Origin of the sequence: Rhodococcus sp. ARC_M12, assembly GCF_022810385.1 — a bacterium.
GTDB classification, from domain to species: domain Bacteria; phylum Actinomycetota; class Actinomycetes; order Mycobacteriales; family Mycobacteriaceae; genus Rhodococcoides; species Rhodococcoides navarretei.
The window spans coordinates 18,974-45,335 of sequence record NZ_JALGQI010000021.1 but is presented as its reverse complement, the minus strand read 5'-3'; the positions used below and the strand labels follow the sequence as shown (position 1 = coordinate 45,335).

The 26,362-nt window shown below is 64.6% G+C and carries 29 protein-coding genes; 19 read left to right on the top strand and 10 right to left on the bottom strand.

What is annotated here, in order from left to right; genetic code table 11:
* Positions 1-18 precede the first annotated feature (18 nt).
* On the top strand, positions 19-441 hold the full coding sequence (locus MTX35_RS22960) for a DUF6153 family protein (protein WP_027494146.1): 423 nt from the start codon (positions 19-21) through the stop codon (positions 439-441).
* Positions 442-526: 85 nt separating this feature from the next.
* Positions 527-1,171, top strand: coding sequence for a DUF305 domain-containing protein (locus tag MTX35_RS22955; RefSeq protein WP_008720034.1), 645 nt, complete (start codon positions 527-529; stop codon positions 1,169-1,171).
* 106 nt (positions 1,172-1,277) lie between these two features.
* Here MTX35_RS22955 and MTX35_RS22950 read toward each other — a convergent pair whose 3' ends face one another.
* Together MTX35_RS22950 and MTX35_RS22945 are read right to left on the bottom strand one after the other, a co-directional pair.
* Positions 1,278-3,473 carry a heavy metal translocating P-type ATPase gene (locus tag MTX35_RS22950; RefSeq protein ID WP_032401336.1) on the bottom strand — a complete coding sequence of 732 codons (2,196 nt, stop codon included), beginning with the start codon at positions 3,471-3,473 and terminating at the stop codon, positions 1,278-1,280.
* Between the two features lie 956 nt (positions 3,474-4,429).
* Positions 4,430-4,681, bottom strand: coding sequence for a hypothetical protein (locus MTX35_RS22945; RefSeq protein ID WP_032401334.1), 252 nt, complete (start codon positions 4,679-4,681; stop codon positions 4,430-4,432).
* A 296-nt stretch (positions 4,682-4,977) separates the two neighbouring features.
* Here MTX35_RS22945 and MTX35_RS26120 point away from each other — a divergent pair, with 296 nt between their 5' ends.
* The 3 genes from MTX35_RS26120 to MTX35_RS22930 all read left to right on the top strand — a co-directional run bounded on the left by MTX35_RS26120 (position 4,978) and on the right by MTX35_RS22930 (position 7,377).
* A complete protein-coding gene (locus MTX35_RS26120; protein ID WP_243597150.1) occupies positions 4,978-6,273 on the top strand; it encodes a prolipoprotein diacylglyceryl transferase family protein in 1,296 nt (431 codons plus the stop codon).
* Positions 6,274-6,440: 167 nt separating this feature from the next.
* Positions 6,441-6,767 carry a rhodanese-like domain-containing protein gene (locus MTX35_RS22935; protein WP_243597149.1) on the top strand — a complete coding sequence of 109 codons (327 nt, stop codon included), beginning with the start codon at positions 6,441-6,443 and terminating at the stop codon, positions 6,765-6,767.
* A gap of 346 nt (positions 6,768-7,113) precedes the next feature.
* Positions 7,114-7,377: a hypothetical protein gene (locus tag MTX35_RS22930; RefSeq protein WP_243597148.1), complete on the top strand. Its 264-nt coding sequence runs from the start codon at positions 7,114-7,116 to the stop codon at positions 7,375-7,377.
* Positions 7,378-7,431: 54 nt separating this feature from the next.
* Here the strand turns inward: MTX35_RS22930 and MTX35_RS26115 are convergent, their stop codons facing one another.
* The 4 genes from MTX35_RS26115 to MTX35_RS22910 all read right to left on the bottom strand — a co-directional run bounded on the left by MTX35_RS26115 (position 7,432) and on the right by MTX35_RS22910 (position 11,092).
* Positions 7,432-8,394, bottom strand: a complete 963-nt coding sequence (locus tag MTX35_RS26115; RefSeq protein WP_243597147.1) for a M56 family metallopeptidase — start codon at positions 8,392-8,394, stop codon at positions 7,432-7,434.
* Positions 8,391-8,747 carry a BlaI/MecI/CopY family transcriptional regulator gene (locus MTX35_RS22920; protein WP_032375711.1) on the bottom strand — a complete coding sequence of 119 codons (357 nt, stop codon included), beginning with the start codon at positions 8,745-8,747 and terminating at the stop codon, positions 8,391-8,393. The genes MTX35_RS26115 and MTX35_RS22920 overlap by 4 nt, the downstream gene beginning before the upstream one ends.
* Before the next feature lie 121 nt (positions 8,748-8,868).
* A complete protein-coding gene (locus MTX35_RS22915) occupies positions 8,869-10,368 on the bottom strand; it encodes a multicopper oxidase family protein (RefSeq protein ID WP_094662170.1) in 1,500 nt (499 codons plus the stop codon).
* Positions 10,369-10,465: 97 nt separating this feature from the next.
* Positions 10,466-11,092, bottom strand: a complete 627-nt coding sequence (locus MTX35_RS22910) for a TlpA disulfide reductase family protein (RefSeq protein ID WP_032375710.1) — start codon at positions 11,090-11,092, stop codon at positions 10,466-10,468.
* Positions 11,093-11,550: 458 nt separating this feature from the next.
* On the opposite strand from MTX35_RS22910, the gene MTX35_RS22905 reads away from it, so the two are divergent.
* Positions 11,551-11,874, top strand: coding sequence for a hypothetical protein (locus MTX35_RS22905; protein ID WP_149408140.1), 324 nt, complete (start codon positions 11,551-11,553; stop codon positions 11,872-11,874).
* 91 nt (positions 11,875-11,965) lie between these two features.
* The gene (locus MTX35_RS22900) at positions 11,966-12,730 is read left to right on the top strand and encodes a M23 family metallopeptidase (protein ID WP_094648452.1); all 765 of its coding nucleotides are present in this window, start codon (positions 11,966-11,968) and stop codon (positions 12,728-12,730) included.
* A gap of 201 nt (positions 12,731-12,931) precedes the next feature.
* Here the strand turns inward: MTX35_RS22900 and MTX35_RS22895 are convergent, their stop codons facing one another.
* Together MTX35_RS22895 and lnt are read right to left on the bottom strand one after the other, a co-directional pair.
* Entirely contained in the window at positions 12,932-13,717 is a 786-nt protein-coding gene (locus MTX35_RS22895; RefSeq protein ID WP_243597146.1) for a M23 family metallopeptidase, read from the bottom strand.
* Between the two features lie 163 nt (positions 13,718-13,880).
* Positions 13,881-15,476, bottom strand: coding sequence for an apolipoprotein N-acyltransferase (lnt, locus tag MTX35_RS22890; protein ID WP_373454000.1), 1,596 nt, complete (start codon positions 15,474-15,476; stop codon positions 13,881-13,883).
* Between the two features lie 242 nt (positions 15,477-15,718).
* Here lnt and MTX35_RS22885 point away from each other — a divergent pair, with 242 nt between their 5' ends.
* From MTX35_RS22885 to MTX35_RS22870, 4 genes are all read left to right on the top strand, one after another.
* Positions 15,719-15,919: a hypothetical protein gene (locus tag MTX35_RS22885; RefSeq protein WP_141215005.1), complete on the top strand. Its 201-nt coding sequence runs from the start codon at positions 15,719-15,721 to the stop codon at positions 15,917-15,919.
* Between the two features lie 46 nt (positions 15,920-15,965).
* A complete protein-coding gene (locus MTX35_RS22880) occupies positions 15,966-16,385 on the top strand; it encodes a hypothetical protein (RefSeq protein WP_243597145.1) in 420 nt (139 codons plus the stop codon).
* Positions 16,386-16,489: 104 nt separating this feature from the next.
* The gene (locus MTX35_RS22875; RefSeq protein ID WP_094642698.1) at positions 16,490-17,620 is read left to right on the top strand and encodes a PLP-dependent cysteine synthase family protein; all 1,131 of its coding nucleotides are present in this window, start codon (positions 16,490-16,492) and stop codon (positions 17,618-17,620) included.
* Positions 17,617-18,906, top strand: a complete 1,290-nt coding sequence (locus tag MTX35_RS22870) for an MFS transporter (protein ID WP_032375707.1) — start codon at positions 17,617-17,619, stop codon at positions 18,904-18,906. Before MTX35_RS22875 ends, MTX35_RS22870 begins: the two co-directional genes overlap by 4 nt.
* 147 nt (positions 18,907-19,053) lie before the next feature.
* Here the strand turns inward: MTX35_RS22870 and MTX35_RS22865 are convergent, their stop codons facing one another.
* A complete protein-coding gene (locus MTX35_RS22865; RefSeq protein ID WP_032375706.1) occupies positions 19,054-19,293 on the bottom strand; it encodes a DUF4396 domain-containing protein in 240 nt (79 codons plus the stop codon).
* A gap of 403 nt (positions 19,294-19,696) precedes the next feature.
* On the opposite strand from MTX35_RS22865, the gene MTX35_RS22860 reads away from it, so the two are divergent.
* From MTX35_RS22860 to MTX35_RS22835, 6 genes are all read left to right on the top strand, one after another.
* Positions 19,697-19,900, top strand: coding sequence for a heavy-metal-associated domain-containing protein (locus tag MTX35_RS22860; protein WP_032375705.1), 204 nt, complete (start codon positions 19,697-19,699; stop codon positions 19,898-19,900).
* A gap of 32 nt (positions 19,901-19,932) precedes the next feature.
* Positions 19,933-20,196, top strand: coding sequence for a hypothetical protein (locus MTX35_RS22855; protein WP_032375704.1), 264 nt, complete (start codon positions 19,933-19,935; stop codon positions 20,194-20,196).
* A 29-nt stretch (positions 20,197-20,225) separates the two neighbouring features.
* Entirely contained in the window at positions 20,226-22,490 is a 2,265-nt protein-coding gene (locus MTX35_RS22850; protein WP_032375703.1) for a cation-translocating P-type ATPase, read from the top strand.
* A gap of 108 nt (positions 22,491-22,598) precedes the next feature.
* Positions 22,599-22,766, top strand: coding sequence for a hypothetical protein (locus MTX35_RS22845; RefSeq protein ID WP_155288777.1), 168 nt, complete (start codon positions 22,599-22,601; stop codon positions 22,764-22,766).
* A gap of 23 nt (positions 22,767-22,789) precedes the next feature.
* Positions 22,790-23,128 (top strand): metal-sensitive transcriptional regulator, encoded by a 339-nt coding sequence (locus MTX35_RS22840; RefSeq protein WP_032375786.1) that lies wholly within the window; start codon positions 22,790-22,792, stop codon positions 23,126-23,128.
* A gap of 86 nt (positions 23,129-23,214) precedes the next feature.
* The gene (locus MTX35_RS22835; RefSeq protein WP_045841173.1) at positions 23,215-23,943 is read left to right on the top strand and encodes a TVP38/TMEM64 family protein; all 729 of its coding nucleotides are present in this window, start codon (positions 23,215-23,217) and stop codon (positions 23,941-23,943) included.
* Positions 23,944-23,959: 16 nt separating this feature from the next.
* Here the strand turns inward: MTX35_RS22835 and MTX35_RS22830 are convergent, their stop codons facing one another.
* Entirely contained in the window at positions 23,960-24,463 is a 504-nt protein-coding gene (locus MTX35_RS22830; RefSeq protein ID WP_176457804.1) for a hypothetical protein, read from the bottom strand.
* Between the two features lie 401 nt (positions 24,464-24,864).
* Here MTX35_RS22830 and MTX35_RS26110 point away from each other — a divergent pair, with 401 nt between their 5' ends.
* Complete coding sequence (locus tag MTX35_RS26110; protein ID WP_243597144.1) at positions 24,865-25,812, top strand: NlpC/P60 family protein; 948 nt, start codon at positions 24,865-24,867, stop codon at positions 25,810-25,812.
* A gap of 4 nt (positions 25,813-25,816) precedes the next feature.
* Positions 25,817-26,335, top strand: coding sequence for a DUF6153 family protein (locus MTX35_RS26305; RefSeq protein WP_353852273.1), 519 nt, complete (start codon positions 25,817-25,819; stop codon positions 26,333-26,335).
* Positions 26,336-26,362: the final 27 nt, after the last annotated feature.

Genomic DNA, 26,362 nt, shown 5'->3' with positions numbered 1-26,362 from the left:
GTTGGTATCATCGGCCGCATGCACTCAGTGAATCGGCACGGTCGACGGGGCACAGCTCCGACGGCAGCTTTACTGATTGCACTGACGGTGTTCGGTGTCCTGTTGATGCATTCGGTGACACCGATGTCGATGCCCGTGACCGGCTCGATGTCCACATCGATGAGCGGCGGCCATGCCTCGTTCGCAGCACCGTCCCACACGGACGCCACGGTTCCGGTGATGACCGGGGAACATGACTGCCCGTCGGGGCACCAGATGATGCATCCCTGCGTCGGCACGACGGTGTCGTGGCCCGCGCTGACGGTCCCGGCGATGAGCGCAGCCCTCGACCTGGCGCCGACATCGGTGAACCGGATCATTGGACGGGCCGACTCCACGCTTGAGCGTGCGCCGCCGTGGACGTTATGGGAGTTGGACAGATCGGTGACCTTGCGAGTGTGACAGGGAGCCCGGCAGACGCGTGTCTGTCGGCGGATCGAACGACATCCAATTCTCTGCACTACCCACTCTTGCAAGGAGTTTCCTCATGCGTACCAAAGTCATTGCCTCGATCGCTGCTGCCGCCGCGAGCGCGTTCCTCGTCGTCGGCTGTAGCGACAACGCGGCCGATTCGTCGATGGACGGCCATGCGATGGGATCGATGTCCTCGGCACCGATGTCCTCGGCCCAAGCAAGCGCGTCCGCAGAGTTCAACGATGCCGACGTGATGTTCGCGCAGATGATGTACCCGCATCACGCCCAAGCAGTCGAGATGGCCGACATGGCGAACGGCCGCACCGACAACCCGGAGGTGCTGTCGCTGGCATCGGCGATCGCCGCCGCGCAACAGCCCGAGATGGACCAGATGACCACCTGGCTCACCGAGTGGGGCCAGCCCATGCCCGACATGGACAGGGGTGACATGGGTGACATGGGTGACATGGGCGGGATGGACCACAGCTCCGGCAGCGGCATGATGACCGCTCAGGACATGGACGCGTTGATGGCAGCGTCGGGACCGGAATTCGACCGCCAGTGGTTGACGATGATGATCGCCCACCACACCGGCGCCATCGAGATGGCCAACACCGAAATCGCAGACGGTTCCAATCCTGACGCCCTGGAGATGGCCCGCACCATCGTCGCCACCCAGCAGCAGGAAATCGACACCATGCAGCGGCTGCTCGGCTGACCCGGCCCGCTATAGACAACGATGGCCGCATCCTCTCCGGCGGAGAAGGTGCGGCCATCAACGTTCCACAATTGTCAGGGCTGCGTTCCCGGTACGAGATCAGCTCTCACAGTGACGGTGTGCGCTGCGACGGAGGGTTGGAACTCCCCTCGTTCACCGCTCCGGTGATGGTGTCGGGTGTGAGGTCGAGTCGACGCAGTAATTGTGCGTTCGCAGCGACGATGATCGTCGACAGCGACATCAGGATCGCGCCGATCGACATCGGCAGCACGAACCCGACCGGCGCGAGCACTCCTGCCGCGAGCGGAACCGAGATGAGGTTGTATCCCGCTGCCCACCAGAGGTTTTGCTTCATCTTTCGGTACGAGGCGCGCGAGAGTTCGATCACCGACAACACCGACCTCGGGTCGTCGCTGGCGAGGATCACTCCGGCCGATGCGATTGCGACGTCGGTGCCGGCCCCGATCGCGATACCGACATCGGCCTGCGCCAGAGCCGGGGCGTCGTTGACTCCGTCGCCGACCATCGCCACCGTACGGCCTTCGCTCTGGAGTTCAGCGACGTTGTGCGACTTGTCTTCCGGTTTCACCCCGGCGAAGTAGCGGTCCACACCGAGCTCGGTGGCGACGGACTTCGCGACGGCGTCGGCATCACCGGTGATCATCACGACCGCGATTCCTCGCGCGTGCAGCGCGTCTACCGCAGTGCGTGACTCGGACCGGATCTCATCGGCGAGCGCGAGGGCACCGATCACGGCCCCGTCGGCGAGGACGTGCAGGATGATCGCCCCGTCCCCGCGCCACCGGTCGGCGACAGCGAGTTCGGATCCGTGTTCCTGCTCGAGCAGTGCCGGCCCGCCGACCTGGATCCGGACGCCGTCGACGTCGGCTGCGACCCCGACGGCGGGGGACGACTGAAAGCCGGCTGCAGCCGGGACCGTCAGGTTCCGCGCGCGTGCGGCCTCGACGATGGCACGGGCGAGTGGATGTTCGGAATCTGCTTCTGCGGCAGCGGCCAGCGCGAGAACGTTGTCGGCGGTGCGCCCGCCGGTCACCTCGACTGCGGTGACGGTGGGTTCACCCTTGGTGAGGGTCCCGGTCTTGTCGAACAGCACGGTGTCCACCGTGCGCATGGTTTCGAGTGCGAGCCGGTCCTTGACCAGAACCCCGCCGCGGGCGGCACGTTCGGTGGCGATGGAGACCACCAGCGGGATCGCGAGTCCGAGTGCGTGCGGGCAGGCGATGACCAACACGGTGATGGTGCGGATGACGGCGTCGTCGGGCATCCCGACCAGAGTCCACACCGCAGCGGTGATGATCGCGGCACCGAGAGCGAACCAGAACAGCCAGCCAGCGGCGGTGTCCGCGATGCGCTGAGCGCGCGAGGTCGAGTTCTGGGCGTCGGCGACCAAGCGGCCGATGCCGGCGAGGGCGGTGTCCTCCCCTACTGCAGTGACCTGGACGCGCAGACCTGAGTCGGTGGCGACAGTGCCGGCGACGACTTGATCGCCGTCGCTGCGGCGGACGGTGCGTGATTCCCCGGTGATCATCGATTCGTCCATGCTCGCCGATCCGGAGACGATGGTGCCGTCCGCCGGTACGCGGCCGCCGGGGCGGACGACAACGACATCACCGAGCTGCAGCTCGGACGGGGGCACCGGCACCACATCGTCGCCCTCGACGCGTTCGGCGACATCCGGGAGCAACGCCGCCAACGAGTCCAGAGCGGAGGTGGTCTGGGCGAGTGATCTCATCTCGATCCAGTGCCCGAGCAGCATGATCACGATCAGCAGGGCCAGTTCCCACCAGAAGTCGAGCTGATGATCGAGCAGGCCGAGGCTCGCTCCCATCGACGCAATGAATGCGACGGTGATCGCGAGGGCGATGAGCAGCATCATTCCCGGTGCACGGGAACGGATTTCGCTGACTGCTCCGGAGAGGAACGGAGACCCGCCCCAGGCGTACATCACCGTTCCGAACACCGGAGAGACCCAGGCAATCCACGCTGCGTCGGGCAATGAGTAGCCGAGGAGCATCGCGAACATGTTCGAGGCAACGATCACCGGAACGGCAAGGACCAGCATGACCCAGAACAGGCGACGAAACATACCGACGTGATCACCGTGACCGGTGTGCCCGCCGTGCTCTGCGTTGTGCCCGCCGGTGTCGTGGTCCGACTGCGGAGTCGCCTTCTCTGCCCCGTCCGTGTGCATTTCGGGTCCTTCTTCATGCCCGCTGTGCTGCAGTCTGTTCGGCGGATCCGTCCGCGCGGAGTCGACGTCGGAGTGTGTGTGATCGTTCATCGTGCAGTCCTCTCATCCATCGAGTTCGATATCCATTCATCCCATGAACTCGTGGGTTCTGGTTCGGCTGTGTATTCGGCGTCGAGGGCGACAATGATCTGCGCCTGGACGAGCGCGGCTGCACTGGTGACCGTGAATGTCCCTGCCGCCGCCGATAACGCGACAGTGTCCATTCCGATCACGGCGTTGACGTCGTTGCGGACCGACGACTCACAGTGGCCGTACATCGATACCGGCGTAACTGACAGTGCGTGATGATCATGCGTAGCTTTCGACATCTCGGACAACATATACCCCATAGGGGTATATGTCGATCAAGTCGAACCATACCCCTTCCTGATCTCATTGGGAAGAACCGTCAGGGTGTTGTCAACGCGTGAGCGCCAGTCGGCTGGCCACCAGGTGCACCCGCGGTCGCTGTCATGCTCACGGACGGGCATGGATGTCGATACCGATTCGGTCAAGGGGCGCATGCATCCGCGGCACAGCTGAGCCTTACAGCGACGGGCGTACCTGCACACGCGCGTGGATCATCGGCGTTCGCTGCGATTTCCGTTACGAGTCTTCTCACCGACTGGAGGCAGGGCAGGGCGAATTACGCCATGTCACGGCGCGCATGGCGAGCCCGCGTGTCGACTCTCGAAGATCGCGGAACTGCTCGTTCGGTCGATCGCTGACGCCGCAGATCGGACGGTGGAGCGATACTGTCTCGTTCACCATGGGGCTGCGGCGACGCCGATGTAGCGTTGAGTAAGTCGTAGATGGGTGTATCACTCACGTTCGGTTCCACTTTCGATCTGATCGTTTCGGTGCGCCTTCGAACGCGCCGACAGTTGCCGCTCACCGGCCCCGGGCGAGCCCTGCCCTACCGGCCAGCCGGCGCGCACCGACATATCCAGTCCGCAAACTCGGTCACATGCGGTGAAAATGCCTGCCCGTCACACCGCAGTTGCTCTTTACCGAGTGTCGGCACGCTTGCGCAGCGCAGCGGTCGCCAATTCTGCGACCGCTGCGCGATAGAAATCTCGATCTATCTCCCCGGCCGCGAATCTACGATCGAGGATTTCCTGCGCGTCCTCCCCCGATTGCGGGCGAGCGGACATCAGCCGAACCGCACCCCAGATCAACAGAGCGATCACGACCAGCCAGAACGCGGCCATTCCTGCCATCATCGTCCATCCGCCACTCATGGTGCCCATATTCATCATTGCTGCTCCTCACTCTCGCACCAGCCACCTGCTGACCTGCGGAGTGTGGTCATCCCGCAGCTCCTACTATAACGCTTAGTAGTTCAGCTACTATCGAGCATAGTAGTTGACTGCTGTCGAGACGCCGTCGCCCGGACAGGCGATGATGGAGGCAACCTGTGGGAAAGAAATCCAGCAAGTCGCGATCGAAAGCGCACAAACGACGAACCACGGCGACACGATCCGGGGGCGGCCCACCGGCTCCCCACCCCGGTGCCATACGTACTGAGCCCCAGCCAAGGCATCCCCTCTCAGCGGTGGCCCCACATTCTGCGGTCAGCGTCGCCGCCGCCGATTATCTTCGAAGCAGGGGCCACTCGCCCGGCAGCGGTGCACTCCATCCCACTGTCGCCCGGGCTTTCGCGCCGGCCTCCACTACCCCACCGCGAGCGTCGGCCCAGGCCGCAGAACCGACGATCGATACTGCAGCGCCGCCGGAGCGCCCACGTGCCCGCACGCCTGAAGCTGTTGCGCCCGCACCGCAGAGTTACGCACCCAAGCGCTCACCAGCCACCAGTTGTACCGATGAGATTTCCCAGGTCGAGCCGCTGGGGCTTGCGGTGACGTACTGGGGTGTCGGCGGGGCCGATGCCGAGCCCAGCCACGACGTGGCGATTCGCTTCACTGGATCGCGGGTGGAAGTCGAGGGCCATGCATCGACCGAGAAGGTCGGTTTCGATCGGACTCTGGTCGTGAAATCACGTCCTGCCGCTGGAGGCCGGTTCGCCGCGACCACCCGTATTCAGGGCATTGCCAGCGGGGAGTGGGAGGTGAGTGCGCGACGCATCGACGGGGGCGCAGACAGTAGCGAACGGCAGCAGAACTCTGTGCTCACCGCGCGCACTGCGCTACTGACATACGGTCCCGCTGTGCGGGTGTGGAGTTGGCCGGCGTTGGTAGCCGCGGGAGCGGTGGTTGCATTGATTGTTCAGGGATTCCTGCTCTCACGCATGGATGCCAATGTTGCTGCTGCTGTTGCAATTTCAGCTCTGAGTTGCGTTTTGGGATATATCGGTGCCAAGGTTTGGTACTTGATCTTGCACCGTCGACCGATATCTACTTTCATCCGCGCAGGAGCGTGCATACAAGGCTTCCTCCTCGTTTCGCTCGGCACCTTGGTCATCGGCGGAGCACTCGGGGGTATGGACGTCGGCGCAGTCCTGGATGCAACCACCCCGGGATTGTTTCTCGGCATGGCGATCGGTCGTCCGGGATGCTTCTTGGCGGGCTGCTGTTCGGGGCGTCCGACTCGATCTCGGTGGGGCCTGTTTTCGTCCGATCGCACCCTGGCGACGAGGAGGATTCCGGTTCAGCTCTACGAGGCCGCTGCAGCCCTGTTGATCGCGGGAGTTGCGCTCGCCGCGGTACTTCAGGTCGACCTTCCCGTCGGAGGGCTGGTCTTCCTGGGGAGTATTGCCGCATACACATTGGTCCGGCAAGGCCTGTTTCTGTTTCGAGTGGACGCGCACACTCGTCGAGGCCGACTCACTGTCTCGCTCATCTGCTGCGCGGTCCTCATCGGCGTCCTCGCAGCGTCGCAGGTGCTCTCGTGATCACCGAACGTATTTTTATGCGTGTGCCTTTCGGTGATCACCTCGATGCGATGGCACCGCATTCGGTGTCCCGATCGACGCTCCGTAGTCCGGCATCGATACTGACTGTCCTCGTCCTTGCACTCGCTGGATGTACCGGCGGCGAGGCCACTGAGCCCACCGCGTCAATGCCCGTTGCTACACGGGCAGAACTGCTCGATCCCGCTGACTTCGCCGCCGCAATCGCCGATCCCGGCCGAGTCACGATCAACGTCCATACCCCCAACGAGGGCCAGCTCCCTGGAACCGACTCGAGCCTTCCCTTCGACCAGATCCGACAACAGGCCGCGACGTTGCCGCCCGACCGGACCACACCGCTGGCGATCTACTGCCGTACCGGGACAATGAGCGCCACCGCGGCGAAAGACCTGGCCGCTCTCGGCTACACCGATGTCGTCGAACTACAAGGCGGCATGCTCGCGTGGCGACACACCGGACGAACCATCGAAGAATGATCAATCACCTTCCGCAGTGCCGACCCCGGAGGTTGATCACCAGAACGTGTCCGATGAAATCGAATGCCGAGATCGTCTTGGTCAGGGTTTACCAGGTCGGGACCGGACAATTCGCCGATGGTCCCGCTACTGCCGGGAAGTAGTCGATATCGGTTTGCCACCGGGCGCAACGGAGTCGAACGGGCCCCCTCCCCGTACCGCCGAATCAGAACCTCTCGCGCATGCTGTCCCGCTCAGCGCTACCAGCGCAGGGATGCCGCCGCTTGCGGAATGCCTTCTCGGCGGTGCTTCGGCTCCGTCGGCCAACTCGCTCACGAGCAATAGCGTGTGGACGTGCAGGCGCGCGATGACAGGCCAAAAACGAGACGGCGGCCGCCGGAGGACGCGGGCGCTCTACACCGAGGAGTACAAGCGTGAACGCCGCCGTCAAGGTCGGGGCTGGGTGGTACTGACAGCGGGTGTAGTGATCGGGTCGACCCACGTCATCACCCATCTCGGGCAGCTTCGATTTCTTCCGAGCACCGGATGGCAGGATCTCGCGGTCGGCTATCCGATGGCGATGATCCTCGCACTCATCGGTTTCATGATGATCGCTACCCGCACCGGATAGCAGAGGGCGAGTACGGCGGGCAAGCGAACGTGATCGCCAGTGCCGCAGTTCGTCTCATCCCACCGCGCAGGACGCCAACGTCATGGCCGCCAGCAGGGCCACTACTGGTAACGCAGGCAGGGCGACGGCGGTGCACGCGGCGAACGCACGCGCCCACCGGAAGGAAGCACGTGGGGTCGTTCGCTCGACCGCGAGACGCTCGAGCCGTACAGCGGTCGCGTCCGACACCATACCGAGGGCGGGCAGGGGAACAGGGTGCGGGCGAAGAGAAGTCAGAGCGCGCCGCACCGGGTCTCGCCCGTGCGAGCGTGCTGCCCGAGCGTCCGCGTCGAGTTCGACGAGAGCTCGCACGAGTGCAGGGGACTGCCGCATGATCGGCAGCCACGGAAACGCATAGGCCACCGACTCGGCAATGCCTACGAGCAGATGATGCCGGCCATCGATGTGTGCACGTTCGTGTGCGAGGACCGCCTCGACTTCAGCAGGCGTCAACTGCGTACGCAGCCCCTCGCTGGCCACGACCATCGCCGGTCGTCCCGCGACGCTGTACGCGAGAGGACTGTCCAACGGAAGCCACAAGGTCGACGCGGGTTGATTCGAACCGGAAAACCCGACGCCTCCAGCGATGATGCGCAGCAGATCGATGTGCCGCTCGTACACTCGCCGTCGCTCACACACTGCGCGCCTCAGGTGGACGATCCAGCGGACTGCGCCGCAGCCCAACATCGCAATCCCGACAACCCCGACGATGGCCTCGACGCGGGCAGGTATGTCGCCCTGAAGGGCGAGCCAGCATTGGTGTGCGATGTCGACCAGGGTCGTCACGCCCCCATGACTGGGGATCGCACTGAGCACGACCGGTACCGCAATGCTGACCAAGGTGCCCACAACGAGCGCCGACCACGTCAAGAGCGTGACGTGCGCATCGATACCTCTGTCGATCATCGACCTCATCAGCAATGGCGCGGCAGCCGCAACCAACAGCCCACCGAGGGCCCACAGGAGTACGGCAGTCACCTCTGACGCTCTTTCAGACCGCGGGTGAGCACCTTCGATTCGTCATCGGAAGCGCCGCGGGCGAAGTGCAGCAGCACGCTCGTCGGGTCGCCGGTCGATTCGAGAAGTATTCGCAAGGCGTCGGAGGCGGCTTCTTCCCTGCTTCGGGTGGCTTCGTACCAATATGCCCGTCCGTTGCGTTGTCGGTGTACCCAGCCTTTACGGTGCAAATTGTCGAGCACCGTCTGAATCGTGGTGTACGCCGGTTCTCGACCGTCCTCGAGTTGATCGATGACATCACGAACCCGGACTGCGGCGCTGGTATTCCACACCACGTCCATCACCAGAGCTTCGAGCTCTCCCAAACCCTGCATGAGTGCCTCCTAGGCGCGTGTTCACTCTATCCCGTCGAACGAGCCAGCTACGTGATCCTTCGGTAGCGAGCACCCTGGTCCGAGAGGTTTGCATGCCTCGAATACGAATGCGGCCGTAGGCTCACGCCAGGTAGGACACCGATGTCATCATTCCCGCTTCCCCGTGATAGAGGTTGTGGCAGTGCAGAAGCCACTGGCCGGGATTGTCGGTGTCGAAGTCGACTTCGACAGTTTGGTTCGGCAAGACCAGCGAGGTGTCCTTCCGGGGGCCTGATCCGGCACCGTTGACAACCTCGAAGGTGTGTCCGTGCAGATGCATGGGATGAAACATCGTGGTGGCGTTGACGAAGCGAAGTCGTACTCTTTCGCCTTCGCGAACGTCGAGGGGGGTGTGCTGCTCGTACGTCTCACCGTTGAGCGTCCAGGTGTACCCGCCCATCTCCATCCCGAGAGCGATGTCGTACGTGCGATCCGGCTCGCGTGCGGACAAGCGGACCGTATCGAGCGACCTCAGTCGATCAGCCATCACCGGGGCTGCAGAGAGTTCGGCAGGCCGGACTGAGGACTGCGGCGCGGCGCCTGGCCCGGTACGCAACACAGCGAACCCGCTCCCGTCCTTACCTTCCGCGGCGGCGACAATCGGAAACGCCCCGTCCTGCAAGGTGATGATTGCGTCGTAACGCTCTCCCATCCCTATCAACAAGCATTGCGCCTGCTCGGGCTGAACCGGAAATCCGTCGCTGTGAGTAACAGTGAGAGGATGCCCCCCCACTGCGAAACGGAAGGCCGTGTCGGCAGCTGCGTTGATGATGCGCAGGCGCAGCCGCTGGCCCGGCCGTCCGCCGAGCACGATGGGATCGGCCCCGATCTTGCCGTTGATCAGGTAGTACGGGTAGCTCACGTCGCCGGTGTCGCCACCGAGAGGCGACTGGGCGGTGGGCGCGCTCATCGACATGCCGCCCATCGACATGCCCTCGCTGCGCAGCCGTTCGAGTTCTCGATCGGGGTCGCCGGCTACCCCGTCGAGCCAGTCGTCGAGGACCAGGACGGCTTCGAGGTCGTAGTCCGAGCCGTCGGCGGGGTCCTCGACGATCAGCGGTGCATACAGTCCTCTGTCGAGTTGGGTACCGACGTGAGGGTGAAAGAAGTACGTGCCCGCGTCGGGCACGGTGAAGTCGTAGCCGAACGAGTCACCGGAAGCCACAGCCGGCTGAGTCAGGCCCGGCACTCCGTCCATGTCGTTGCGCAAGGCGATTCCGTGCCAATGGATCGTCGTCTCCTGCTCGAGGCGGTTGTCGAGCTGTGCGCGCAACACATCACCTCGGCTCAGGCGAATCTCGGCACCGGGGAGTCTGTCGCCGAAAGTCCAGGTCTGTACCTGCACTCCGCCGAGGTCGATCGTGCTGGGCTGAGCACTCAAGGAAATATCGACTTGTCTGCCGGTAGCCGAGCGGCGCGCGTCCTCGGCCTGTCCCACCACATCGGAGTCCGGTCCGACGACTGCTGTTGCGGACGAGCCATTGCCGCATGCCCCCAACACGACGGCACTCGTTCCGGCCGCGCTCAGCGCGAGAAAGTTGCGGCGCGTGAGCGAGAACGCACCTGCCCGCTGCCCGGTCATACACATCTCCCAATTCTGTAGAAGTCCGTCCGCCGGCGGGCGTTCGATCCTCGCCGCGTTGCTGGTGCTGGTGCTCGTGCTCGTGCTCGTGCTGAGATCAGCGCACAAGCGCTGTTACCGCCTCCCGCACCTGACTCGGGTCGTAGAACACCGGCGTCGAGGTGATGCGCTCGATCGTTCCATCGCTCTGGACCAAGAAACTCAGGGGCAGGACAGGGGGCGCGTCAAGTGTCTGCAACGCCGCGTCGGCCTGATCGAACGAGGGATAGTGCACTCCCAGCTCGGTGAGCAGGCTCAATGCCGCATCGGCATCGTCTTGGACGTTGAGACCGACGACCCGAACCGCATCCGGTTCTGCGGCGTACTGGGCCAGAACCGGAATCTCCTGTCTACACGGACCGCACCACGACGCCCAGACATTGAGCAATGTGGGTTGCCCAGCCAGGGAGGTCCCCAGATCGGATAAGTCCGACGTTCCCAAGCATCGTGCGGACGTACCGACGAGCTCGCCAGTTACGGGGGACGGAACCGGCGACGAGGTCGGGCACGGCTCGAGGGCAGCACGGGTAGCGATCACTGCCGACGGGAGATCCTCGTCCTCGACGTGAGGTGCCGATCCTGCGGACCCCACCGACTGGGTCGAGGGATCTCGAGACCACAATGCCAGCGCTCCAACAACTGTCACGATGACGATGATCGCAAGTAGGGACCAGCGTGTCGTCACCCGCTGCACCCTGCACCTCTGTCTCGTTCACCTCGACGATGTCTTCCGGTCTGTCAGCGTCATACTACACGATCTACTATCTTCGATAGTAGCAACGTGGATCCTGCACGCCGTCAACGCTTTCGCGGCCCCCTTCACCCTCGGGCCTCACAGTGCCAGCACACAGCTCTCCGGCCGTTCGCCGAAGACGACCGCCCCCATCGAGGCGCACGATGAAGGCCGTCCAGCGACGCCGAGTCCTTCTGGCGCAGAAGATATTACGTACATGAACCCCGGCTCCCGAGAAACAACCCGACGATCGAAATGGGTCGCAGGGTGCGAATGTTACCGATGTAATTCACTGTGACTGATGGTGCTTGTGCGGAAAGAGTGTAATAGTGATGCGGCGTGTCGCCTTGACTCGAAGGCGACCTGAATTACTGCCAGGTATGCAGTTGCCGTCCAGGAGGACCACCGACATGAGACCTCTACCCTCGTCCTCGTACATGGCGCACCGAACTCGGTGGGGTACTCGCATCCTCGTCGGTACCGCGTTCGTGGGAGGCATCCTCGCGCTGGCACCCACGGCGTCTGCAGCCCCGGACGCCGATCCGGCTGCGCCGCCGCCTGCCTTCCCCGCGCAGGCCCAATCGGACCCGCACGTCCAACAGGAGGTCCTCGATCTCGTCGTCGGCGCACTACGCGAGATTCGCGCCAACGGTGCTCTCGACGACCTGGCCGGCCCACAGAGCCGCATCGTCTCCTGCCTCGTGGGCACGATCGGAGCCAACCGATACAGCTGACGGACCAACGGGAGCCCTTTCGCGACTGATCCCCTGTCTCGCGCCGATCGACGACATCGACCCCACAGTTCTCCCCCGACTGGTGTCGTCGATGGACGTCGCCACACTTGCATCCACACTCGCGGCCGCCGAGACTCCCCACGATCCGGCCACCCCGCACACCTCGTCGCGCGCACATGCGGCGGTCCCACCCGGCAGGTCGAACGCCGAGCCCTCGACCGAACAACCGACCGCCCAAGGCACCCAGGACACTCAGGACCCCGAGTCGGCCGCCGAGTCGGCCGACTCGGCGACGCCCGAACTGCCCGCGCTCGAACCCGACGCCACTGTGCCTGAAACGTCGGCACCCGGCACGTCATCTGAAACAACGACACCCGAAACCACGACACCCGAGGCGGGCGATCATTCGTCGGCCGCCCCGCAATCCCCTACCGGCACAACAGGGTCGAGCAACGGAAAGTATCGTGCGCCGACAACAGGAACGTTGACCTCGACCTTCGGCGACGGCCGCGCCCATCAAGGAATCGACATCGCCAACTCCACCGGTACACCGATCGTCGCCGTTGCGGACGGCGAGGTGATCAGCGCGGGACCGGCCCAGGGCTTCGGACTCTGGGTGCGTATACGCCACGATGACGGCACCGTAACGACCTACGGGCACAACAACGACAACCTCGTGACCGTAGGTCAACGCGTCACTGCTGGTGAAGAAATTGCGACGGTAGGAAACCGGGGTATCTCCACCGGTCCACATCTGCACTTCGAGGTCGACACACCCGCCGGCAACAAGGTCGACCCCAGACCCTGGCTCGCGGAACGCGGAGCCACCATCACCGGTTCGGATCGTGACTCGTAGCCGAGCCTCGACCGCACGGCCCGCCGATGGGAACGAATTCCGCACTGTTGCACTGACTTCGGATGCGTCTCTGCGGTCTCGTTTTCACCATCGGACCTGAACCCTCGGTGCCTCGACATGTTCAGCGGGAGCGCAGTACGATCGCCCGCATTCCGGTAAGTTCGCCGTACCTACTGCGAGCCCGAGAGGTGAAACGGGGGCCTACGACCGAACAGCCGCGTCGGACAGCGCGACACCCCGAGAGGCGAGCCACTCCTGAGGATCGACCTTGCTCCCCGCCGCGTCGACGACCTCGAAATGCAGGTGAGGCCCGGTCGATTGGCCACGATTGCCGACGGTGGCGATCTGCTCACCGGCTTGTACTCGTTGCCCCACTGTCACCAAGGTTTGATCGATGTGCCCGTAGACCGTTGTCGTTCCATCGTCATGTTGAAGACGTACCCAGAGGCCGAATCCGTCTGCAGGACCGGAGTCGAGCACGGTAGCGTCGGCTGCCGCGTAGACGGGAGTTCCGATAGCGTTGGCGATGTCGAGCCCGGTGTGCGTAGTCCCCCATCGTGGACCGAAATCCGAGGTCAGGGTCCCGGCGACCGGACGAACGACGAGTGGTCGCAGCGCCGCTGCATCACGCGCAGCGCTCTCCTCTGCCCTTCGTTGCCCCTTCGCCAACTGCTCGATCGCATCGTTGATATTGGAGATCTCCGGTATGGCGAGGATCTGAGGCAAGTATTCGGCCACCGGGTCCTGCATCGGTGTCGCTTCGTGCACGGGGACTGCCTGCGCCTGTGCGGGACTCGCATATTGGGCACCCGCCGTGACCAGAGCGCCCGCTGCCACCGCAATACCGACAGCGACACTGCCGCGGCGCTCGGTGGCGCGCGCCCGAGCGCGATGCCGCCCTCTCGGCGTCACCGCCACTCCCTGCACGTCACAGTCCATCAACTGTCGACGTCGGTCGGTCATGCGGGTCATACGGTGTTGTGCCACAGCAGAGTCCTCGGTAATCGAATGGAGCGAGGCGTAATCATCGACGTGCGCACCTCACTGATGTATCGAACGGATCACGACGCGATAACGAAAAGATACACGACGAGTGGGGTAATTACTATCATGGTTAGTAGTTCGATGTCCCCCGCAGTGGTTTCGTGCCTCACAGCGCGGTAGCACCGGACGTCGACGGTCGGAGACCATCGGCCGGCGAACGCTGCCTTCTCCATGCGAGAGCACACCCCACGACAGCAAGAACGACCGCGGCGTACTCCGGAAGCGGTCCCAGCTTTGTCGCCCACGTCGATCTCGTTTCCAGGGCAACATCAGCGACCAACGTCTGCGCAGTGAACAAGCCCGAACGATCTGCGACCTTCCCCTGTGGGTCGATGACGGCACTGACCCCACTGGTCGCCGCAACGAGAACAGTCCTGTTGTGCTCGACCGCCCGCAGCCGCGACATCGCCAACTGCTGGTAGGTCATGTCGGTGCGCCCGAACGTCGCATTGTTGGTGGGGACCGTGATCAGCTGCGCCCCCGCACGCACGGACTCGGTGACCAGGTCATCGAACGCGACCTCGTAACACGTGGCGACGGCCGTCGGAATTCCGGCGATATCGACGACACCGTCGCCCGACCCGGGAACGAAGTTACCGGCCTGCGAGGCGTACGAGGACAACGCCGTCATCACAGATCGCATCGGGAGATACTCTCCGAAAGGAACAAGTTTGCGTTTGTCGTGTCGCTCCCCCGGTCCGAGTACCGGATCCCACACGATCGAGGTATTCGTCGAGGTGCCGTCGTCGTTGCCAAGGACCGCACCGACCAGAATCGGCACCCCGACCGACCGCGCTGCAGCGTCGATCCCGGCAGTGGCGTCGGCATTGCGCAGCGGATCGATATCGGATGCATTCTCCGGCCAGATCACCAGGTCGGGAGCGGGCACACTGCCGACGGTGATGTCGTCCCCGAGTTGCCTTGTTCGCTCGATGTGATTGTCGAGAACTGCTCGACGTTGCGAGTTGAAGTCCAGACCCAACCGCGGAACGTTGCCTTGCACAACGGCGACCGTCGCACGCGCTGCGCCTGCGTCGCCAGCGGGAGTGAGCGCGAAAGCCAGAGCCGGCACGATCACTACAGTGGCCACCGATCCGACTGCGAATCGCGACGTCGGCGAGCGTACCTGGCGGACCACACTTGCCAGTGCCGCGCCGATCACTGCGACTGCGAAAGATACACCGGGCGCACCGGCGAACGCGGCAAGCGAGAGCAGAGGGCCGTCTGCTTGGGCGAAAGCTAATCTCCCCCACGGAAATCCCCCGAACGGAATCCGTGCGCGCAGACCTTCGGTGGCGGTCCAGATCGCGGCGATCCACAGCGCTTCGAAGCGCAACCCGGACACTGCGGCCGCTGCAGCGCAGAACAGTGCCACTGCTATCGCTTGGATCGCCGCGAGCGCCAGCCACGGCGGGGCGCCGACGTAGACGCCCACCCAGGGCAGAAGGGGCAGAAAGAACGCAAGCCCCGACAGATACCCGTAGAAGAATGCCGCCCGGATGGAACGGCCGCGGATGACGAGAACAAGAACCCCGATACCCAGCGGCGCGAGGAACCACAGCGACCGAGGTGGAAAGCCCGCGTACAACAGCACACCAGCAGATACCGCGGACGATGACCTGCCTGCTATCGCGGTGAACGCACGACGTCGGGTTCGTCGGTGACGGTTCATTGTTGTTGCGCTGGACTCGATATCGAGCATGCCTGCATGGCTCTTTTCTCATGTACGGCATAGCGCCACCTGACCACCCTCGGTTGCTACTATGCACGATAGTAGTAACAGCGGTGAGCCCGGACCGGCTCCCCCGCCGACACCGCGCCTCTGCGACGTCGATGCATACCCCGGGATATCGACCGCGCACCTTCGCTGTGCCCTTTGTCCTTCGCGGTGCCCTTCGTGGCCGGGCATCGACCGGTGCACGGACCACCCTCGGCTCGCACAAGATGCGTGCTGGACCCCGGGATGGAGACTGGCTTCTACCGCGCCGCAGCACGCCGACATATGCGGGTGCATCTGCTCTGGCGGCCATCATGATCACCGCCCCGATCGTCCTGGCCGTGTTCGACGTGACCAGAAACATGTGGTGCCTGCGGGCGGGCGGTGTGACCGCCCGATTCGGCGGCGGCACATCAGGGGCACCCTGAATGGGTTTGGGCCAACCCAGTTTCCGGCTGCTACCGTCGAGGCGTTGTGAGAATCTCTGCGCTGGGCCCGCCGCGCCTGCGGACGGTTATCGCAGTCGCCGCTGTCCTGTATTTGTTGGCTCACACCATCGCTCAATGCGGCATCGCCTGGGAACAGGACCATCACAGCGACGGCGTACACATCGTTTCGTCCTCGTCTCAGGCCGCCGCGGAACTCTCCCCGAACCACGCGCACATCGACGTCGGATCGCCCCACATGGCGCACGATACGAACACCGTCATCGCAATGCCCCGATCCGACAACCCGCCCCGCCCATCGACCATCGCCGCGGTCGCAGCGATGGCCTTCGCTGTGGTGTTGGTGGCGATGTCTGCCCCGCGCAACCCGCGAGCCCCACCGGATCTACCCATTCCGATCCGGCACGGCCGAACCGTCTTGAACGAACTCTGTATCAACAGGTGCTGATCAGCAGCCCGCGGGCCATCCGAGGACTCCTCTTCTCATGGCCCAGTTCGTGCTGCCCATCACTCACTTACTGCGCCCTCGCAGGTCACATACAGGGATTACTCATGAACAGTGCTGTTCGCTCCACACTCGTGCCACCGTCCTCCGCCGGCCACATGTTGGCGACCGCCAAGAACTGCCCGGAACCGAGCACGATGGTCGGCAACACGCCCGTTCTGTGGATCGGTGAACCGTTCGCGGACTCCGGCCGCGGTTTCTGGGCGAAACTCGAAGGCAGCAATCCCGGCGGGATGAAAGACCGCCCCGCGCTGCACATGGTCGAGAAAGCAAAGGCCCGCGGCGACCTCGCTCCCGGTTCGATGATCATCGAATCCACCAGCGGAACCCTCGGCCTGGGTTTGGCCCTGGCCGGGATCACCCATCACCACCCCGTCACCCTCGTCACCGACCCGGGACTGGAACCGATCGTGCACCGGATGCTCGCCGCGTACGGTGCCCGCGTCGAACTGGTCACCACACCGCACCCCGACGGCGGCTGGCAGCAGGCCCGGCGTGAGAAGGTCCGTGAGCTCCTCGATACACATCCAGGGTCGTGGTGCCCGGATCAGTACACCAACCCGGACAATGTCGAGGCGTACGAGTCGCTCGCTCACGAACTCATCGCCCAGCTCGGACGCGTCGACACCTTGGTTTGCTCGGTGGGCACCGGAGGGCACTCCGCCGGGGTGGCCCGGGTGCTCCGGCAGTTCTGCCCCGACCTGAAACTGGTCGGTGTCGACACCATCGGATCGACGATCTTCGGGCAACCCGCCAGCACTCGGCTCATGCGCGGGTTGGGTTCGAGCATCTATCCCGACAACATCGACTATCCCGCCTTCGACGAGGTGCACTGGGTGGCCCCGCACGAAGCGGTGTGGTCGTGCCGCACCCTGGCGGCGACGCACCACGCCAGCGGCGGCTGGAGCGTCGGGGCCGTCGCCCTCGCGGCCGGCTGGATCGCTCGCACCAGCCCGCCGGAGACCCGGGTCGCGGCCGTCTTCCCCGACGGACCGCAGCGCTACTTCGACACCATCTACAACGACGACTACTGCACCGAGCACGGCCTGCTCGACGTTGACCCGCCGACCGAGCCGACGACCATCGCCCACCCCACCGATGAGACTGTGACGTCGTGGACGCGGTGCGCCACCGTCGTCGATCCCACCGTCGTCGATCCCACCGAGAGCGTTCGATGAAAACTTTTCTGACCAAGTTCCGTAGCTTCGACCGGCCCAGCCAGGTGTTGATGGTCAACCAGTTCTCCATCAACGTCGGTTTCTACATGCTGATGCCGTACCTGGCCGGGTATCTGGCCGGTTCCCTGGGCCTGGCGGCGTGGGCGGTCGGGCTGGTGCTGGGGATGCGGAACTTCTCCCAGCAAGGGATGTTCCTGCTCGGCGGCACCCTCGCCGACCGCCTCGGATACAAACCCCTGATCGTCGCCGGCTGCCTGCTGCGAGTTGCCGGTTTCGTACTGCTCGCGGCCGTGGAATCGCTGCCGGCGATCCTGCTCGCCTCGGCCGCGACCGGGTTCGCCGGTGCGCTGTTCAACCCGGCCGTGCGGGCGTATCTGGCCGCCGACGCAGGGCCACGGCGGGTCGAGGCGTTCGCGGTGTTCAACGTGTTCTATCAGGCCGGGATTCTGCTGGGCCCGTTGATCGGTCTCGCTCTGACCACCCTCGACTTCCGAGTCACCTCACTGGCAGCGGCCGCGATTTTTGCTGTTCTGACGATCGTGCAGATTTGGACGCTCCCCGCGCACCGGGCCGAGACGACCGGGGCCACGACATCGGTACTCGAGGACTGGCGGGTGGTGATGGCCAACCGACCCTTCGTGCTGTTCGCGCTGGCGATGATCGGATCCTACGTGCTTTCGTTCCAGATCTATCTTGCGCTGCCGCTGCAGGCTGCGGTGGTAGTCGGTAACGGCAGGTCCGACACCGCTCTGGTGACCTCGTTGTTCGTGGTCTCCGGCGTGGTCGCGATCGCCGGGCAGTTCCGGATCACGTCCTGGTTGTCCCGCAGGTGGGGTTCGGGGCGAAGCGTGGTGGTCGGTATGGCAATCATGGCGCTGGCGTTCCTCCCGCTGATCGTGCTGCCGAGCCCGGCCGCGCTGGGCGGGTGGGCCGCCGCCGGTGCCCTGGTGTTCACCGCTGCACTGTTGGCGGTCGGCACCGCCGCGGTGTTTCCGTTCGAGATGGACACGGTGGTGACCCTGTCGGGCGGGAAGCTGGTGGCCACCCATTACGGGTTCTACAACACCATCGTCGGGGTCGGCATCCTGCTCGGCAACCTGGGTACAGGAGCCGTCTTCGGGCTTCTCAGCGACGCGCATCTGGGTGCACTGATCTGGGCGATACTGACCCTGGTCGGGGCGGCATCTGTGGCCGCTCTCTATGCGCTCGATCGATCCGACCGGCTCACCCCACCCCCCACCGAGACCACGGTGACCGAAAGCGGCGAGGTACCGGCCACCGGCTAGCGGCAGTGCACGCCGAGAAGTGGCCTGCATTGCCCACACCCGAGACCTCGACGATGATTGCCGAACACGAGGGTATCGACGCGGCACCGTTCACGACTATCCACCGACCGGTGGCCCGCATTCACACGAATGCGGGCCACCCACACCTCAGGCGGGGGTACTGCGGTGACGTTGGAGGCGACGGACGACGGGGTAACCCGTGACCACCCCGAGGACGATACCGATTTGCATGAGCATCCAGAACGCAGCATCGGTGGCCGGTGGCATGGTCTCGGTGTAGTACAGCAGCAGCATCCAACCACCCATCCCGAGGTCGAACGCCAGTACGGTCAACGCAGCGACGCCGACCGCAGCCAGGACAGAACGCCGAATGGATTGCCTGCGCACCGACTACCGGTGTGATGGCCGAACGCTCGTATACGAAGAGCATGATCGTGGCCAGTATGGCGATGACGATGATCATCACCCAAAGAACACTCTGTCCGCACGAGATTCGACGTCGGCAAGGACGGAAGCGACATCATCGAGAAGATTGTGGGCATCTCTGCGCGCGCGTAATCCGCGTTCGTAGTAGCCGGAGTCGAGGACGCCCGCCGATGCAGGCTCTGGTGCGACGTTCGATTCTGGGTGCCGCTCCCGCATCCGAGGGCGGTGTTCCGGTCAGTGCCCAGGGTCATGCCGTAGCACCGGTGCGGCACATCTCGTTGCATACCGTAGGGGGGTATGGTAAATCTGTAAGTGGGTCGCGACGACCTCGATCACATTCCGAATCGAAGAAAGAAGGGCATCGATGAACACCACCGTCACCGTCACCGGAATGACCTGCGGGCACTGCGTCTCCTCGGTCCGAGAGGAGATCAGCGGCATCCCCGGTGTGACCGCCGTGAATGTCGACCTCGCGAGCGGCCGAGTCGATATCGACTCGGACACCCCGATCGAGCAGACGGCCATCGCCCACGCAGTCGACGAGGCCGGCTACCAGCTCGCCTCCTGATCGACACCAGACCCGGACAGGAGATTCGCACGATGAACGCATCATCGAAGTTCGTCGGATTCACCATCGCCCTAGCCGCGGTCTTCGGGCTCGCCTTCGGAGCCGGGGACGCCTTCGGCCCCGAAGGTGCCGCACCACCCGACACACACGACACCTCGACTCACGACGCCGCCGCGGTGTCCACTGCGGGCGGGCCCGTCGCCAATCAGAGACCTGGAGGATTGATGGTCACCGACAGCAGATACGCCGCGGTGCCCGCCGCCTCGGAGCCGATGCCCGCCGGGCACGGACACTGACACACCACCACACCCCGAGAGGAGCGACGATGAATCCCGTCACGCACCACCCCACCGCCGACGGCCGGGTCGAACTCGACATCAGTGGTATGACCTGCGCCTCCTGCGCGAACCGGATCGAGAAAAAGCTCAACAAGCTCGACGGTGTCACCGCGACGGTGAACTACGCCACCGAAAAAGCACGCGTCGACTACGTCGGTGATGTCTCGACCGAGGATCTCGTGGGCACCGTCGAGCAGGCCGGCTACACCGCCACGGTCCCCGCGCCCGCCGCCTCCTCCACCGACCCCGACGCGGCCGGGCCAGCCGAGATCGACCCCACCGCCTCGCTGCGCCAACGCCTGCTCATATCGCTGGTGCTCAGCGTGCCGGTGATCGCGATGGCCATGGTTCCGGTACTGCAGTTCACCAACTGGCAGTGGCTTTCCCTGACCCTCGCCGCACCCGTGGTGGTGTGGGGGGCATGGCCGTTCCACAAGGCCGCCTTCACCAATCTGCGGCACGCCACCTCAACGATGGACACCCTGATCTCGATGGGCACCATCGCAGCACTGGGGTGGTCGTTGTATGCCCTGTTCTGGGGCACCGCCGGAACGGCCGGCATGACACACCCGTTCGAGCTGACCATCTCCCGCTCCGACGGGGCCGGCAACATCTACCTCGAGGCCGCAGCCGGAGTCACCACCTTCATCCTCGCCGGCCGCTACTTCGAAGCACGCTCCAAGCGACGCGCCGGTGCCGCCCTGCGTGCCCTGCTCGAGCTCGGTGCCAAGGAAGTCTCCGTCCTGCGCGAGGGTGTCGAACAGCGCATCCCCACCGATCAACTCATCGTCGGTGACGAGTTCGTCGTCCGCCCCGGGGAGAAGATCGCCACCGACGGCGTGGTCGCCGACGGCTCTTCCGCGGTCGACAATTCGATGTTGACCGGCGAATCCGTGCCCGTCGAGGTAGGACCCGATGATCTGGTCGTCGGCGCGACGGTCAACGTCGGTGGCCGAATCGTGGTCCGGGCGACCCGCATCGGCTCGGACACCCAGCTCGCACAGATGGCGAAACTCGTCGAAGACGCTCAGACCGGTAAAGCCCAAGCTCAGCGTCTGGCCGACAAGATCTCCGGAGTCTTCGTCCCGATCGTGATCGCCCTTGCCGCGGCGACACTCGGCTTCTGGATCGGCACCGGCGGTGGGATCGCGGCCGCGTTCACCGCAGCCGTCGCCGTCCTGATCATCGCCTGCCCGTGTGCCCTCGGCCTGGCCACCCCGACCGCGCTGATGGTCGGCACCGGCCGCGGCGCTCAGCTCGGCATCCTGATCAAGGGTCCCGAAGTGCTCGAATCGACCCGCCGTGTCGACACCGTGGTACTCGACAAGACCGGCACCGTCACCACCGGCAAGATGACTCTGCTCGACGTGATCACCGCCGACGGCGAGGACACCGCGCAGGTGCTGCGCCTGGCCGGTGCACTCGAAGATTCGTCCGAGCACCCCATCGCCCAGGCCATCGCCAAAGGTGCCCGCGAGAAGGTCGGAGCCCTGCCACCGGTGGAGCAGTTTATAAATATCGAAGGCCTCGGGGTGCAGGGCATAGTCGACGACCACGCAATGATCGTCGGACGGGCCCGCCTCCTCGCCGACCGGGCGCAGCAGCTGCCGGACGAACTCGAAAGTGCGATGCGTGCAGCCGAATCCGAGGGCAAGACCGCCGTCGCAGTCGGTTGGGACGGTCGGGCTCGCGGAGTACTGGTCGTCGCCGACGCGGTCAAACCCACCTCCGCCGAGGCGATCGAGCAGCTGCGGGGCCTGGGTTTGACGCCGATCATGCTCACCGGCGACAACGCAGCCGCCGCGCGTGCCATCGCCGACCAGGTCGGCATCCACGAAGTGATCGCGGAGGTGCTGCCCGCAGACAAGGTGGACGTCGTCAAAAGGCTGCAGGAGCAGGGCAAGGTAGTGGCGATGGTCGGCGACGGCGTGAACGACGCCGCCGCGTTGGCGCAGGCCGACCTCGGTCTGGCGATGGGCACCGGTACCGACGTTGCGATCGAAGCCAGCGATCTGACGTTGGTGCGCGGTGATCTGCGCGCAGCAGCGGATGCTATCCGCCTGTCCCGCCGAACGTTGGGCACCATCAAGGGCAACTTGTTCTGGGCGTTCGCCTACAACGTGGCCGCCCTCCCCTTGGCTGCGGCCGGGCTGCTCAATCCGATGCTGGCCGGTGCAGCGATGGCGTTCTCGTCGGTGTTCGTGGTCAGCAACAGCTTGCGGTTGCGCCGGTTCAAGTCCCTCACCGGATAACCGCGCGGGTAGAACAAGCACCCAAAAGGCTGGGGTGGGCGTGGCATGCAGGCGCGCCACCCCACCCCACCGCTACAACCCCGATGCAGCCTACGAAAGGAGAGGGCCATGTCCTTCGTGACAACGACCTTGGTGCAGATCACCCGGCACCCGGCGACCCGAGCGGTGGCCCGCTGCGCGGTGATGTGCGCTGCGGCGGCGGCCCAGCGACGACTCGACGGACCGACCCTCTCGCGCCATACCCCGGGCGGGCATAATCGAGGATGCTCGGCATGACACTCGGATTCCAGGAGGACACCATGGCCACTCCCGCGGCCGCGCAGGCACCCGCCGAGACCGACGGCCATGATCACGCCGCGCACGGCTACATCACCGAAAAGGACGCCTACCTCAAACGCCTCAAGCGCATCGAAGGCCAGGCCCGAGGACTGCAGCGCATGGTCGAGGAAGACAAGTACTGCATCGACATCCTCACCCAGGTCTCGGCGATGACCAAAGCCTTGCAGGCGGTGGCCATGGGCCTGCTCGAAGCTCACATCAGCCACTGCGTGGTCGACGCCGCCATCGCCGGCGGTCCCCAAGCCGACGCGAAGATCAAAGAGGCCACCGACGCGATCTCACGGCTCGTCCGCTCCTGAGCACCGGCAGTGCGAAGCCATTCCTCGCCGTCCACTCCCGCGTGCTTGTCGGAAACCTCGGCGAGGCGGCGCAGGCAGAGACCGTCATGACCGAAACCGTATCGGCGATTCTGCGCGATCGCCGAGTCCTCGCCACCGTGGCAGCGCTGGCAATACTGGCAGTGGCTGCCGCCCTCGTACCCCGCCCGTCGATCATTGTGGTGCGCGAGTGGGCGGAGTCGATGGGCCCGTCGTTCGTGGTGGTGTTCTTTCTGACCCAGGCGGTGTTGACGATTGCCCCGGTACCGCGCACGGTGTTCACCCTCAGCGCCGGACTGTTGTTCGGTCCCGCCACCGGGGTCGCCGTCACGATCGCCGCCACAACTGTCAGCGCTGTGCTGGCGTTGCTGCTGGTGCGCGCGCTCGGGCGCACCGCGGTGCAGGAGCGGCTGACGAATCCTGCGGTCAAGTCCATCGATGCCCGGTTGGCTCGGCGGGGGTGGCTGGCCGTCGGGTCCTTGCGGCTCATTGCCCCGGCACCGTTCGCCCTGGTCAACTACTGCTCCGGACTCTCCGCGGTGCGCCTGCTGCCCTACACGACGGCCACTGTCGTGGGGATTCTGCCCGGTACGATCGCCGCGGTGCTGTTCGGGGACGCTTTGACCGGGCGAACGAATCCGGCATTGATAGTGGTGACGTCGGCCTGCGTGGCCGCCGGGGTGGCAGGATTGCTGGCCGACGCCCGCCTGCCGGTGTCGCAGGCACAGCCCAACACCGCAGATGGCGCATCGAGAAGCGGTCGCCTTCGTCGTCTGTTGCTGCCGGACCGCGGATAGGACGTGGCGAGAAATCCTACAATTTTGCTGCGCCTGCACCGCCAAAGCCAGCGGAGTTGCCGAACTCCTGACCTACGCGAGAAGTAGGGCACGCGCGTTCCCCGCGGATTCGCAGTCGAAGAGCCCACACCATCACCCCCACCGACATCACTCCGATTACGGGCTGCACGGGTGCCCATAGATCCAGAGCACCGCTCACCCCGACCGCCACCACTACCAGTTTGTTGCATATCGGACATCCGACTGCCAACAACGACAACGCATTCGCACTGACCCCTACACGGGAAGAAACCGACGACGCCAGCCCAGTGCTCACGTATGTCGCAAGAATGAGGCCACTGAGAACTGCGGTGGCAATCCACACCGGATAGTTCCACCACAACACCGGGGTCATTCGAACGTAGAACGCAGTGTGGATGATCCCGGTGGGGATCGCCACGACCAGCGCGGCCACCGTCGCGCCCAGTAACGCGGCCACCCAACGCCGCGCCGGCCAGTCACGCATCGTCACAGTCGTCATCCCTCTCCCGGTCAGCGGATACCACCCCACCATCTACTATGAATGATAGTAGTTTGCAGGTGCGGTGAGTCGGCGTCAATCGACGCCGACTCGCCGCCCATACGGCACAGGCGTCGAGCGTCGACGCGAGCCTCAGCCGACCGTGAGGAACCGTCTACGACTGCCGATACCCGACAATGGTGACCGGCGAGGCCGGACACAGTCCCATGCGGCTCTCGCCGCGCTCCGTTTCCTTCGCTGGTGACGCAGGGAACCCACACCGACCCCAGAGGATTTCTTCTGTGCATTCTTTTTCAGGCCCGACGCGGCGTGTCCGCGCTACCCTGATCGCCTCGATCATCGTTGTTGCCGCGGCATTTTCGGTAAATGCTCCAGCTTCGGCGGACCCTGCTGCACCCCCGGTGAACGCATCCGAAGCCGTACGACAACTCGCTGAACTCAATGCGACCGCCTTCACTCTCACCGAGAGCATGTACGCCGCGCAGGACACCCTCGATCGTCGCCGCGGCGAACTGAGTACCGCAGTTCAATTCGCCCACGAGACCTCGGCGGCGGCTCGGGAAGCCGAAGTGGCCGCATCTGCCAACCGTCGAGCACTGGCCACAGCTGTCGACGCCGCGTACAAAGGTGTACCGCAATCCCCTCTCGGGGCCGTTCTGGTCGCGGACAGCCCACAGCAACTACTCGATCAGATGGTGTTGTTGGACCGGATCCTCGCCGATCGAGCCGCTGCACTCGCCGACTCGACACAGATCGACGACGAAGCGCGAGACCAGCTCGAACAAGCCCGGCAAGCACAGGCGTCCGCTGCGGTAGCCGAGGCGGACGCCGCACGTACACAACGCGACCTCGAGCAACGCCAGACCGACCTGGCCGATCAGATCGCCAAAATCACCGACCAATTCGCCGCCCTCACCGATGCGGATCGAGCTGCCATCGTCAGCCCCGGCACCACGAATCCTTCCGAGCTACCCGCCGCCGTCTCGGCTGCGAGTGGAACATCAGCGGAGGCGATGCGCATCGTCCTCGACCAACTCGGCAAACCCTATTCCTGGGGAGCTACCGGGCCGGGGTCCTTCGATTGCTCCGGACTGATCTACTTCGCCTACAAACAACTGGGACTGACCGTTCCACGCGTGGCCGCAGACCAAGCACGAGCGGGCACACCTGTCTCCCGCGAATCAGTGCAACCGGGTGACTTCATCTCTCTCTACTCACCGATCGGACACATCGGGATCTACATCGGCGACGGGAAATACGTCAACGCCCCCACCGGCGGCGACGTCGTCAAAGTCGCGCCCGTTCCCTGGGATGAAGTGACCGCAATCAACCGGCCCATCGCCACCTGATTCGATGTCCACGGTCCGGACGCCGCGACTGCGAGGAGACCGGATGCCCGTGTGGCAGACCGGTAAGATCGAACCGGTGAGGACTTCAGCCACGGAACCTATGAACCAGAAGTGGCTCCTAGGTGCTGTTTGCGCTTCGATAGTGCTGTTCGGAGTCCTTCTCATGCATTCTGCGCCGATGTCGTTCGCAACGGCGACGAGTATCGGCGAACACTCGATGACCTCGACGGTGAGCGCTCCACCTGCCGTCGACGAGCATTCGGGAGCATCATCTGCGACAGCATCGGAGAGTGGTTCCGCAGCACACTGCGGGAACGGCTGTGGCGATCACAGCTCGGTCATGCATCTGTGTCTGGCTATCATCGGTGCTGTCGCGGCGTTGGCCGTCTTACGGGCAATCGTTGTGGGCTTCGCCGGTTCTCTCGTCCACGCTGCGCGGCTGTCGGCAGTTCGTCGTCGAACCGGGCACCCGCCGCCCTGGACCATTTTCACTCTCTCCGAATTGTCTGTGCTTCGGATCTGACAGGTGACTCACCGTTGTGTGAGACAC